Source organism: Rubripirellula amarantea (assembly GCF_007859865.1).
Lineage (GTDB): Bacteria > Planctomycetota > Planctomycetia > Pirellulales > Pirellulaceae > Rubripirellula > Rubripirellula amarantea.
In genome coordinates this window covers 158,492-171,336 of the sequence record NZ_SJPI01000001.1, presented here as the reverse complement: position 1 = coordinate 171,336, position 12,845 = coordinate 158,492, and the positions used below count along the sequence as shown (strand labels likewise).

The following is a 12,845-nucleotide window of genomic DNA, read 5'->3' as shown; positions in this document are numbered from 1 at the left end:
GGCTTCACGCTGGCTAAATTTCGCTGGATCCAAGTTGGTGGTAGTACTCCCTTCGAAAGCGATGCCATAGGTAAGTCCAAAGTGGCAGGTTGATTAGCATGTTCATCGTGAAGAATGCAACTGCCACGCCCAGCACACCAAACCAAGCTCCCCACCACCAAATCAGCAGTCCGCTAGCGGTAGCGCAAGCGATGCCTGTCACAAGAAAGGGAGAACGTTGGTGGGCATGCATGTACAGACCTTGGTATTCCATCGCCATTGCGGCTGTCATGCCAAATGCCAAGCAGATGGTCGGAAGCGGTGTGAGCATGCGTGTGGCATACGGTGAGTTGAAATAGTACAGTGCCCAATCGAAAACGACGAACGTGATGCAGGTGGCCACCATCACCGACAAACCAATGGTGCTGACGCGATAGAACATGCGATCAAGCTCCTGGAACTCGCGTTTGGCGACCAATGTTCCCATCTTGGACATTCGGGTTCGCACCCATGCACCGCAGGCTCCATAGATCGCATTGAGCACCTGCCAAACAAGACCGAATTGCCCCGCAGCAACCGCATCTTGGTACACAAAGACGATGGGGCTCATCAGCGATGCAGAAAAATACGAGAACAGACCTCGAAAACCGATTCGCCATTGAAAGGGCCAAATGTCACGACGCCAATTCAACACGGGCCCCGTCGGTCTGCTCGAAACGGCGCGAAAGAACTTTCGGTAGGGAACGAAAATGAAGTAACACTCACATACCAACCTGACCACGGTTGCGATGACAGGAGTCCAAAGGGCAGCACCTAGAGGTATCGCTACCCAGACAGCCAGATTTCCCAGCACCGCGCGAACGAACTGCATCTTGTAAACGTTACGAACTTGATCGCAACCTTCCAGCACGATCAGTGTTGGCGATAGCGAAAATCCAATCGCTGACAAAATAGACAATGCGATCCATGGTGCTTTCCAATTCACAGCGTCGCTGTGCTCGTCTCGGGAAAACATGATCCAACCAACGACCAGGATTGTCAAAGCTAGGACAACCGTGACGGCCGCAAAACAAATCATTGAAGCACGGAACAAACTGGACAACCGTGATAGCGCATCCGCATCACCTTCGATAGATCCGTCGTCCGCGAGAGCGAGTTTTCCCCACTCGTGACTTGCGAAATTGATGATGACCTGAGGGAACCCCAGTTCAAAGAACATCTGCAGTGCTACCACGCCGCCAAACGTGTAAAAGTAGCCCTGAACCTCTTTGGTAAAGTAGGAGGCGATCATCAAGATCGTGATGGGGCCCGCAAGGAACTGCCAGCCTCGAGACGCGATCGCATAAAAAACCGCCCGATCAACCTCCATGCGGTTCAATAAACGACGCGGCCAAGATCGACGTTCCGAGGGTAGATCTGTCATGGCGAAGTCGAAATCGGCGGTCAATCACAGGAAGAGGAGCTTGAAGTGTACAGTACGCACCATCCATGAAAAAAGCTCACCGATAGAGCCGATGTCTTCGTGGCTTCCTCATTTTGATGGCCAAATCACGCAACCTTTCCCAAACGTTCCGGCTGATGTGCGTTGGCGGCGGCGTCTCGTCATGACTCGTCGGCGTTCCGCCTCGTTAGCCAAATAAACGCATTTTGATCAGTCGCCACACAAACAGCATCACTCCCATCAATCCCAACATGGCGATGCAGATCCAAAGCAGGATGGGCCCAATCGTAAGCAGGTTGAACGCAAACCATCCGTTATAGACTTTGTCCCAAAACACAATTGTCAGTAGTGTGCCGGCACACAAATAAGGACCAAAGGGCACGTGAGGGTCTCGCGTGATCACAAACTGAACCAGGACAATTACGATGGCAGCGAACGGGGCAAGGAAGAAGGCCGATAAAGAAGCTTGCCAACCAATGAAGGCTCCAATCATCGCCATAAGCGTGACATCACCAAAGCCCATCGCTTCCATGTTCATCGCCCAGGACGCAATGATGCGGATGGTCCAAACAATACCGCCGCCGACTGCCAAACCAACAAGCGACGAAAACAGACCGTACCAAGCATCGGTGCCACCAGAGCGATAGATGGCCGTGATGCCGATAAAGCCAATCAACCAAATGGCAGCGAGCCATTTCCAAAAACCATAGTGAAAGATTCCGTCGACAAGGTGCTTCACTGCCCTGCCAAATCCACGACGCCGGGCAACAGCCCAACTCCACCGACGATCTGCCAAGGCAAAGCACCAAGTGGTCCATATTGCCATCGCGATCCACCAATACTTCGCCGTCAAGTGATTGTTGGGGGCTGGGAACCAAGGTGAATCGAAGAGTGTGGGGAAAACGCTTACCGCGTTCCCACCAACCGGCAACGCCGTGGGCATGAATACATTGAGACTTACTGTTCCGATGATCAATCCAAGGATGGTGCCCGGAATGGTGATGATGTCGGGAATTGTCTTCTCGTCAAAGTCGATGAACGTCGCCGGTACCATCAATGCCAAGAGAATCGCATGAGCAAAGAAGATGATCGTCCCCCTTGTTTCAAACAAAACAAGAAAACGTGCGAAGCGCGCTGACGTGGGAAGCAATCCTCCATCGAGTGCTTCGAACTGGTACAGCAACGGCAATACGATTGCCATCGACAGCTCAATCAGCAGAGGTCGGATCCAAAAACCATTGCCATGGATGTGCGATTCTCGGCGCAGTCGCAACCAACCCAACAGCGGAATCCGGTCCAGCCAGGATCTCGGCGAAACTTTCGGGTCTTGGAATCGAGACAGAAACGCCTTTGATGCCCAAGGCGTGATTGGACGAGCGACGAAGTACGCGTAGCGATAGATAATGTGATTGGCCAAGGCACCAAGCAACAAGCCGATCACCACAAGCAGCGACATTCGCAGTTCTAACGGCATGGCCATCCAGGTAGCGATCACAGCAGTTCCAAACTGTACGGGCCAAAGTTCAATAAGTGGATTTGTGCACAGCACGAAGCGTTTCATCGGTCGCTCGCGGTAAGCACGCCAAGGGTAACGCTGTACCTCGCTTGCGGAAAGCCCGAACCTTCGTGTCGCGACAATCCTGATAACCGGCAAAGTTTAACGCGACTTTTCGGCCTGTGCGGCTTGCTCCGAAGATGACGAGTGATTTCTAGGTCGGGTTGTTCCAGCCGTGCGGGCCGATCCGTCGATAGGGGTTGAGAGGCTTCTTCGCAGCAATCCGTTGATCGGGTTTCTAGCGAAGATCAAGACGGTGATCGCACGTCGAGCGATCCAACCACCTCGAATCATCTAGCCCACGTGACCGTTTTATGAATGTTATCCAAGCGAAAACCCGCCCATCGTCTGACCATTCGGACCATCCGTCGCTACGCCAGCGTTTTCGTCACACGGCAAGAGTCGCTCTGGCAGGGTTGTTGATCGCCAATACGACGGGTTGCGGGATGCTTGACAAAGTATCGCCGGGGCCTCACGACACGAAGGCATCGTATCACGACAACTACGGATTGCGGATTGAGTATCCGCAAGTTCAAGAGTGTGCGACGGCGGCCAGTTTGTCTGCCGAACAATCGATCGAGCCGATGTCGCTTGAGGATCCTTCGCAGATGCCAGCACTCGAAATGACGTTGGAAGAAGCGATTAGCTTAGCGGTCCAGCAGAGTCCGGTTCTGCGGAACATCGGAGGGACAATCGTATCGTCTCCCTCAAGCACTCAAACGGTTTACAGCCCTGCGTTGATTGCCAATAGCGCCAGTCAAGGTACCGAGGCAGCTCTGGCTGCCTTCGACGCAGACTACACACAGGAATTATTCTGGAGTAGCACCGATCAACCTAACAACCGCGCCGCTGGTATTTTCGAACAGTTTACTCCCGATGCAACGGCAGGAAACAATGCGACGTTTAGCGGCGAGTTGTCCAAGCAAACGGCAACCGGTGCTAGGTTCTCTTTGCGACACGTGGTCAACTACGTCAACACGAACCGTCCCGGACGTCAGTTCACGAGCGACTTCGTTGGTTGGGTGGAAGCGGAATGGCGTCAACCTTTGATGCAAGGAAGTGGCGTCCTGTATAATCGCATCGCAGGGCCTGTGCCGACTTCTGGATATCGCACTCCCGGGCAATACAGCGGTGTGCTAATCGCTCGTATCAACGAAGATGTTGCCCTGGCCGACTTTGAAAACGGCGTGATCTCACTTGTCTCGGATGTCGAACAGGCATACTGGACCTTGGCTCAATCCTATCGCGTGCTCGACGCGACTGTAAAAGGACGTGAAGCGGCCCAACAAACATTCCAGTTTCAAGAAGTGAGATTGGAAGTGGGGGCGGGACGAAGCGATGAAGAAGCACAAGCTCGATCGCAGTACTATCAATTTCAAGCACAAGTCGAATCCGCTCTTGGCGGACCGACTGGACTGTACGCTTCCGAGCAAACACTACGTTACCTGATTGGACTTCCTGCTAACGATGGACGCTTAATCCGTCCGGTCACGCCACCAACCGATGCGCGTGTTGTCTACGATTGGGAAAGTGCCCTGTCGCAAGCCATTCAGCGACGGGTCGAAGTGCGTCGCCAGCGTTACAACGTCGAACGACGTGAGCTTGAACTTGTCGCAGCGAAGCTGAACTATCGTCCGCGATTGGACTTCCTAGCCTTGTATCGTTGGCGAGGTTTGGGTGACCATTTGATTGGCAACGACAACAACCCACCGTTGAACAACCTTTACGGGTCGATCACCGGCGGTGACTATCAAGAGGGTCAGGCCGGTATCGAGATGAGTTTCCCCGTTGGCTTTCGTTTGGCCGGCATTGCCATTGCCGAAGCGAAGTTGAACGTCAAACGAGAGCGTGCTTTGCTGTCCGAAACGGAACTGCGAATCAGTCATGACTTGTCGTCCGCCGCTCGTCAGGTGGCTTTGACGTACAAGTTGGTGGAAACAAATTTCGATCGTTACCAAGCTGACCTACATCAAGTCGAAGTGTTGCGTCGCCGCTATCGAGACGGGAACGATAACATCAACTTCCTTTTGCAAGCTCAACGACAAGTGGTCACCAGCGAAACCGCTTTTTACCAATCGCTGTTCGACTACAATTTGGCAATACGCGATCTGCACAGAGAGAAGGGCTCATTGTTAGCCTACAACCAGGTGCAAATGGCAGAGGGGCCATGGGAAGCGGGAGCAACCGCCGATGCCTATCAACAGGGGCGGTACTTAGAACCACGATTGAATCCGTCGGCCGTCGATGTTCCTCGACCGTTGACCTCTGGACCGTTTGATCCATCTGCTCCTCAGTCGACTGGCTACATCGAACAAGCGAGTGCGATTGACACTGGCATGTTAGATACTCAAGTCACGCCAAACCCGGCGGTTCAACCGGCCAACGAAAATGGTGAGGTCGACTCAGACAACGAAGACTCTGACGCTGTCAAAGATTTGAAAGACGATCTAGAGAGCGAAGATGGCGACGACCTTGCACGATTCCTCAATCCTCGAAACTGGAAGCGCTAGAAGATCCTACACTCTCGACCGGAAACCCGTTGTTCGGACTAAGAACGTTTCTGGTAGCACACTCGGTAAACCGGAATGCTGTACTTGCGACTTCGTCGTTCGAAGTGTGTCCGGTAATCCAGATCGTGTTCTGCTTCCATTTCCTCTTCGGGAATGGGAACGCCAAGGTTGGGAGCCAAGTCGGCAATCATTTCTACGGTGTCTTCGAAGTAGTCGAGCACATCGGTCCAAAAGTGGAGCCTTCCGCCGACGCGAATGGCATTGGAATAGTTTCGAATACTTTTCTCGTTGACGACACGACGCTTGCGATGTTTCTTTTTCCACCACGGGTCGGGGAAGTAAACATGCACGGCTTCTAAGCTTCCCGGTGCAATTCGATGTTCAAAAAGGGGCTCAGCGTTGCCCGATACCATCTTAGCGTTGCCAATCTCGCGAGCGCCCGCACGAACGAATCGGGCCGCGGAGTGAGTGGCGTATTTACCAATGATTTCGATCCCGAGGTAATTGTGAGCGGGATTGGCAACCGATTCCGTTGCCAGGAAAAGCCCCTTCCCAGATCCAATCTCGATTTCGAGCGGCTTGTCGTTCTCGAAGAGAGACTCGCTCGACAATTGGGCCGGAAGTTGCTCGACCTCGTAAAGTATCCCGCTAAGGTCAAATTCAGGTTTGGGAACACGGATCGTGTGTCGTGGCATAGGAAGTTCGAAATTGGCAACAAAATGGGCTGGAGAGCCGTCATCGTAACTGGCGCTGATTTCTCTACAATATGAGCCATGTCCTGTCCTCTCCGCATCTCCATTTACTCTTTATCTGTATGACCAAGTCCGAAGCCGATTTTGAAGGTTTCTCGATCGCATCCCTCGAAAGCCGGCGAGCCGACGATATGCAGCGTCTGATCGAGCGTTTTGGTGGTCAAGCTCATGTCAGTCCGTCGATGCGCGAGGTCCCGATCGAGCCAAATCGCGAAGCCATCGATTTTGCCAATCGCCTGATCACAGGCCAAATTGGCGTCGTGATTCTGATGACCGGAGTCGGCTTTCGCTACCTGCTAAAAGCGATTGAGCGTCACGTTGATCAGCAGAGGTTCCTGGACTCGCTTTCTGATATTACGACGGTTTGCCGAGGTCCTAAGCCGGCAGCGGCGATGAAAGAGGTCGGAATCACGCCAACCTACCGAGTTCCCGAGCCCAATACGTGGCGAGAGCTGCTGCAAACGATCGACGGAAACTTTTCCGTTGCCAACCAAACCGTAGGGCTGCAAGAGTACGGGGTCACTAACGCATCCTTGATCGCTGGTTTGGAAGCTCGAGGAGCTATCGTTGAACCAGTTCGCGTCTACGGCTGGGAATTTCCCGAAGACGTCGGCCCGCTTGAGCAGAATGTTCGCGCCATCGCCAACGGCGAACGTGACATGCTATTGCTGACCAGCGCTCACCAAATTGTCAACATGCTTCGCATGGCTGAGCAGTTGGGAATGACCGATCAACTTCGTGATGGTTTACACCGTACTGTGATTGCTTCCATCGGACCGACGACTTCGCAGATGCTCGAAGAATGTGACATCCACGTCGATCTAGAGCCCAGTCATCCGAAAATGGGGCACTTGGTCACCGAGTCCGCCGCGCGTGGCGTACCGATCATCAAGACCAAAAAGCGTATCACTGAAGCTTCTCCCGCTATTCCTTCATCAGCCAAGAACATGAATTCACACACGCATCCTTCCGATCAGAGTTTGTTCATGAAGGCTTGTCGTGGCGAAGCTACCGATCGCACACCGGTGTGGTTGATGCGACAAGCCGGACGCTACATGGCCGAGTATCGCGAGGTTCGTGCAAAGCAATCCTTTTTGGAATTGTGTGCCAATCCGATGCTTTGCAGCGAAATTATGTGCACGGCGGTCGACCGTTTGGGAGTCGATGCAGCGATCATTTTCTCGGACTTGCTTCCAATCCTTGTGCCACTTGGCTTTGATTTGGAATTCGTGGCGGGTGATGGGCCAGTCATTCACAACCCCATTCGTGAGGGCGGTGATTTGGCTCGAGTCAAGGATCTTGATCATCCCGAAGAGCTCGACTTTGTCTACGAAACAGTTCGACAAACTCGGAAGGACTTACCCGAGGGTATCCCACTGATCGGTTTCGCAGGCTCGCCATTCACTCTGGCAAGCTACGCGATTGAAGGAGGTGGTAGTCGACAATACACGAACACGAAGAAGCTCATGCACACGGATCGTGGTGCCTGGGATGCATTGATGGAAAAGCTTTCCTCCGCGATCACGATTTATCTGAATCATCAGATTGACGCCGGCGCTCAGTGCGTCCAGTTGTTCGATAGTTGGGCAGGCTGCTTGTCGCCGAGCGACTACATCAAATTTGTGTTGCCATGGATGAAGCAGATTATCGCTGGTATCACGCCGGGCATACCGGTGATTAATTTTGCAACGGGGAATCCTGAATTGCTTCCGCTGCTTCGCGGAGATCGCCGGACCGTCGTGGGCGTGGACTGGCGAATATCACTCGACCAAGCCTGGAACCGAATTGGGCACGACTGCAGTGTCCAAGGGAACTTAGATCCTTCAGTGTTGTTGGGGTCGCCCGATTCAATTCGTGAAGCTGTTGCGGATCTGCTCGGTCAAGCGGAAGACCGACCAGGACACATTTTCAACCTAGGGCATGGCGTGTTAAAAGAAACACCGGTTGAACATGTGATCGCGTTGGTCGAAGCAGTAAAGGAACTTTCTCAGCGTGGAACGCAGGACTCATAATGGCGCTTCGAATCGTATGTCCGTTTTGTCCGCTGAACTGCGATGATGTTGGAATCGCTGATGGGCAATTGCTCGATTCGCGCTGCTCTAAGCTGAGTAAGGAGTTTGCTGCAGCGGTAAGCGACGAAGTTGTGGCGCGTATTGACAACGATTCTGTTGCAATAGGGCAAGCGGAACAGGCCGCATTGAACCTACTAGAATCCCAAGATGGTGTGTCAGTCACGGTTCGATCCGCGACGCTACAGTTGTCGAAAACCCTTTCTCGACTTGCCATCAAGGCGACCACCTACGTGGACGGATCGCCCACGTCGCTCGCCTATCAGAATGTTGTTCGTCGAACAGGCGTGATTTCAGCTACTCTAGCCGATGTTCGACTGCACGCGGACCTGATCGTCATGCTGGGACAACCCGACGTGACAATGCCAAGATTTCGCGAAAAGATCGAGCGATCAAATGAGGACGTAAACGTCGTTTCGCTTCGTGATCCCAACGCCGGTTACATTGCCGAACTCGCGTCTTGTTTGATCCATGGTCAAGATTCCAAGGATGACTCGGTCGCGTCGTTAAGTACCCAAATTAAATCCGCTAAGTACATTGCGTTTGTAGTCGGCCCAGATGCTTTCAATAATGACGAAGCTTTGCCTAGCATCGAAATGTTGGTGGACGTAGTCTTGAAGCTCAATCAAGTGACCCAGGATCGATCGCAGCGCGCGGTGCTATTGTCGATGAATCCAGTTGCTACCCTTGCCTGTGTTCATGGCTGGAATACCAATCGGACGGTTTGTGTTGCAGTGGCGGATCAAAACGTGCCCAACGAAGTTACCGTCCGGATTGGATCGCCAAGTGATGATTCCGGTTGTTCCGACATTCAATTAGGAGGTCAAGACCTAGGGGTGGGTTTCGCAGGGATCTACTTGCCATCCTCGACCGCTGGGTTGCACTTTTCCGATGCGGTTATTCGAGGTGACGGAACCGTAACGTTACCGCTGCGACCGAGTCTCTCTTCACCTCTTCCCACGCCTTCGGATTGGCTCGTTAGGCTTGGGCTGGTGTTACAACCTTCAAAGACGCCTCAGGCATCTCACTGACCATTTTCGTTCTCACAGTCTTTGAAGAGTCGCCGTGACCCGTCCTCTGCTCTCGATCTGCGTTCCGACGTACTCACGTGCTGAGATGCTGGATACTTGTCTGGCAACGATCTTGCCACAACTCGAGCCGCTAGGTGACGAAGTCGAATGCGTGATTTGTGACAATGCTTCAACAGACGAAACGCCGGCGGTGGTGGAAAGATATTCCAGCCAATTTACGTGTGTGCGAGCTTATCGAAACGATTCGAACATTGGCATCATTGGGAATATTACAAAAGTCGCCTCAGTGCTGGCTCGCGGCGAATTCGTTTGGATGGTAGGAGACGACGATGGGTTAATTGCCGGGGCCGTCAAGCGAGTGCTACTATTTTTAAAGGAGAACCCAAGTCTTGATTTGGTCGCATTAAACGTCGGGTATCGTGCCGGTGATTTACGTCCGTCGGCGGACGCAGCGTGGGGTGGGATTCTCGCCGAACCAGAGAAATGTCAGCGACCACTGGGGCCGAGTGAAGTCATTGAATTTGAGAGTTTGCTGACGGGACCTTCGGCAGACTTAACCGCGATGTACTCGCTAGTGCTTAGGCAATCGCTATGGGCCAAAGAGTTTCCGGAACCTTACTTAGGACCCACCTTCGTCGACGTAAAGTCGACCTATCCGCATGCCTACATCATCGCAAAAACGCTGCCCGGAAGAGAGGCTGGGTTGATCCCGTCGCCCAGCGTGATGATTCATGAATTGAAAGGTGCGCAATACAGTTGGGCGAAATACATCGCCGTCACTGGCGTATTGCACTTCACATCATTGCTGAAAATGTATGAAGCTAGCGGAGTGCCCTCAAAGACCCTTGATCCGTACTACCGATACCAACTAACGGACCGCGGTATTGATTTGGGGTATCTGCTATGGGACCCCGAATCCGCCGGAGGTTGGCGAGAAGCGTTGTTGTTTGCATCGCAGATGCGTGGCTACCCGTGGTTGCTTTTCAAGGCGTTTTGCGTCGCGATGACAAACGCATCTGCGCCCAAACTTCTTTCAGCACCGTTCCGATTTGTTTTGTGGCTAAAGCAACGAAGCCACTAGCGGAATGCATTGATCGGCGAATCGCTTGCACTGTTCTGTTGTTAGAAGGGGATCACGTTGGCCTTGAGAAGCAAGAGTAGGAGCCAGTCGATCGATCAACAACGCAACGTGATCCGAGTTGTCAGCGGATAGTTGACGCTTCGAAGCAAGTCTTCGGATTCTGTGATCCTGATCCTTTTCAACTAGTTGGGAAGCAGATTCAGCAAGTTGAACTGCTTCAAGGCAATTGGAAGTCGATAATGACCATTGATCGTCGTCCGACTCGATCGCGGAAAAGAACGAACGGAGTGATGCCTCAAGCGGTCGAACGTCGCCCCACTGATTCGTCCTGGTTTGACCTTTAACCGATTGGAAGCCAGGCTCTTGCGAAAAATCCAACCAAGCTGAATCGCCTTCGTTGGATCCGCTCCCATTAATCTTGATCTTGCGAATGCGAAGTTTTGCTCGACGACTAAGCGAAACACTGATAGAAATGTCTTGTGTTTGACAAGTGATCACAGTGCATTGCGGAGTGTAGTCCACGCCCAGCAGTTCTAGGGAAAAGCCGTTGCCAAGTATGCGGCGCATGATCGACCAGCAATGCGGCAACATGTCGTGCGTCATCGGCGTATAGAAGTCACCGTGCTTGGTTTGTCCGTGTCGCACCTCGCACCACGGATCGTGCCAAACGATTTCAATTGATCTTATTGAAAGACCGGCGCAATCATCCGTGAATTCCTTAAGGTAACTAGCTTCATCGAGGACCAGGTTGGTTCCGAAGGCTACGTTCTTTAATTCTGCGAGTTGGACAAGCTTATTCGCATGATGAAGCGACAACGTGACTGGCTTCTCACAGAACGTCGGGACTGAGTGTTCCAGCAGCGTGGATACGGCTGGATAGTGTTCGGTCGGGGCATTGGCGACAATCGCTGCGTCAATGTTACAAACGATGGTCTCTAGGTCAGGTACGCATGTCACATAGTCCAAGGCGTTGTTCACGCACCACTTTTGTGCAGCGTCATTCCCATGCTTTGTAACCCAAAGAATTCGCTGTTCGTTGGAAAGGATGGGCTTTAGGACCGACACGATTTGTCGACCCCAGCGACCGCCACCGACGATCGCCACGGTTCGTGGGATGGGCCGTGACAATTTAAATCTCAAGCGTTCGTACTTCTGGCATCGGCATGATCAAGTTCGATTTCAAACCCCGTTCGCGAAGTTGTTCGGCAATCGGTTGAGCATAATGCCAAGCTAGCAGAAGAACGTACTCAGGCTGTTCGTCAACGATTCGTTGGTTATTGACGATTGGGATATGCTTGCCCGGAAGAAACTTCCCCAGCTTCAGCGAAGTAGGCTGTTCGCCGATGTAAGGCATCAAGTCAGGACCTATGCCGGCGAAATTAAGCAACGTGCTGCATCGTCCCGGGCAAGAATTGCCGATGATCTGATGTCCTTTGTCGTTGCAATCCATGAACAGTTTCAACAGGTCGTTTTTGAGCTTAATAGACTTTTGCTCAAACGCCTTGTAGTAAGCAGGGTCCGTCAGGGTAGCTTGTTCTTCGGCCAAGATCGCATCCACGCTCGGTTTGCGTTGATGTCCACGTCCTTTAGCGACATACACCCGAATGTTTCCGCCATACCGGCTCACTTTTTTCGCATCCACTACCGTAAAGTCGTAGTAGTCAAACAATGTGACGAGAGAACGCAATGAATAAGTTCGAAGATGTTCGTGGTAAATCGTATCGAACTGCATTCGTTCCATGACGGGAACGAGATAGTGATTTTCTAAAACGAAATAGCCGTCGTCTGCGACCAAAATCTCTAAACCTTGAAGCACGTCACCTAAGCTGGCCATGTGAGCGAAGACATTGGTCGCTGTCACGACTTTAGCTTGACCGTGATCTTCGACAATTTGCTTGGCAACGGTAGGATCAAAACAGGCTTGCATTGTTTCAATGCCTGCTTCGCGTGCGTACTTGGCGATTCCGGTCGGTTCCACGCCAACGACTCGCATACCGGCCTGCTTGAAATACGAGAGCAAAGTGCCATCGTTGCAGCCGACATCGACGCAGAGGCTGTTCTTTTTGGCCTCGATGTCTTTAACGATCTCCAGTGCCATCTCTTGTTGATAAGCCGCTAACTCTCGCGTGACACCCGTTCGGTACGGGTAGTCGTCGTGATAGACGACACTGCCGGGAACCACATAGTCCAATTGAGAAAGCGTGCACTTGGGGCACCAAACTTGACGCAATGGATAAAACGTTTCAGGCTCGTTGAGATCGTCTGCGGAGAGCAGCGTGTCGCAAAGTGGTTGGTGGCCTAGGTCGAGTACTAGCTCTAAACTCTCGTTCCCGCAAACTTGACAACAAGAGATCGGGCCGGGATCGAAGTTATGGTTGGGGCGCGATGGTGACACGGAATGAACGTTCTTCAGAAGAGATGAATGGA

9 protein-coding genes are annotated in these 12,845 nt (G+C 52.5%); 4 read left to right on the top strand and 5 right to left on the bottom strand.

Annotated features, from left to right (window positions below; all coding sequences use genetic code 11):
• Positions 1 to 13: 13 nt before the first annotated feature.
• Together Pla22_RS00735 and Pla22_RS00730 are read right to left on the bottom strand one after the other, a co-directional pair.
• A complete protein-coding gene (locus Pla22_RS00735; protein ID WP_146512882.1) occupies positions 14 to 1,402 on the bottom strand; it encodes a lipopolysaccharide biosynthesis protein in 1,389 nt (462 codons plus the stop codon).
• 205 nt (positions 1,403 to 1,607) lie between these two features.
• The gene (locus tag Pla22_RS00730) at positions 1,608 to 2,981 is read right to left on the bottom strand and encodes a prepilin peptidase (RefSeq protein ID WP_165440455.1); all 1,374 of its coding nucleotides are present in this window, start codon (positions 2,979 to 2,981) and stop codon (positions 1,608 to 1,610) included.
• 308 nt (positions 2,982 to 3,289) lie between these two features.
• Between Pla22_RS00730 and Pla22_RS00725 the strand changes: the two genes are divergently transcribed.
• Entirely contained in the window at positions 3,290 to 5,485 is a 2,196-nt protein-coding gene (locus Pla22_RS00725) for a TolC family protein (RefSeq protein ID WP_146512881.1), read from the top strand.
• A 38-nt stretch (positions 5,486 to 5,523) separates the two neighbouring features.
• Here Pla22_RS00725 and trmB read toward each other — a convergent pair whose 3' ends face one another.
• Positions 5,524 to 6,180, bottom strand: coding sequence for a tRNA (guanosine(46)-N7)-methyltransferase TrmB (trmB, locus tag Pla22_RS00720; RefSeq protein ID WP_146512880.1), 657 nt, complete (start codon positions 6,178 to 6,180; stop codon positions 5,524 to 5,526).
• A 119-nt stretch (positions 6,181 to 6,299) separates the two neighbouring features.
• Here trmB and hemE point away from each other — a divergent pair, with 119 nt between their 5' ends.
• Genes hemE through Pla22_RS00705 form a run of 3 tightly spaced genes read left to right on the top strand, consistent with a single transcriptional unit; the run spans position 6,300 to position 10,418 of the window.
• Entirely contained in the window at positions 6,300 to 8,249 is a 1,950-nt protein-coding gene (hemE, locus tag Pla22_RS00715) for a uroporphyrinogen decarboxylase (protein WP_146512879.1), read from the top strand.
• A complete protein-coding gene (locus Pla22_RS00710; RefSeq protein ID WP_146512878.1) occupies positions 8,249 to 9,337 on the top strand; it encodes a molybdopterin-binding domain-containing protein in 1,089 nt (362 codons plus the stop codon). Before hemE ends, Pla22_RS00710 begins: the two co-directional genes overlap by 1 nt.
• A gap of 34 nt (positions 9,338 to 9,371) precedes the next feature.
• A complete protein-coding gene (locus Pla22_RS00705) occupies positions 9,372 to 10,418 on the top strand; it encodes a glycosyltransferase family 2 protein (RefSeq protein ID WP_146512877.1) in 1,047 nt (348 codons plus the stop codon).
• Here the strand turns inward: Pla22_RS00705 and Pla22_RS00700 are convergent.
• A complete protein-coding gene (locus Pla22_RS00700) occupies positions 10,398 to 11,546 on the bottom strand; it encodes a Gfo/Idh/MocA family oxidoreductase (RefSeq protein ID WP_165440454.1) in 1,149 nt (382 codons plus the stop codon). The genes Pla22_RS00705 and Pla22_RS00700 overlap by 21 nt on opposite strands.
• Before the next feature lies 1 nt (position 11,547).
• Positions 11,548 to 12,813 carry a class I SAM-dependent methyltransferase gene (locus tag Pla22_RS00695; protein WP_146512875.1) on the bottom strand — a complete coding sequence of 422 codons (1,266 nt, stop codon included), beginning with the start codon at positions 12,811 to 12,813 and terminating at the stop codon, positions 11,548 to 11,550.
• Positions 12,814 to 12,845 lie beyond the last annotated feature (32 nt).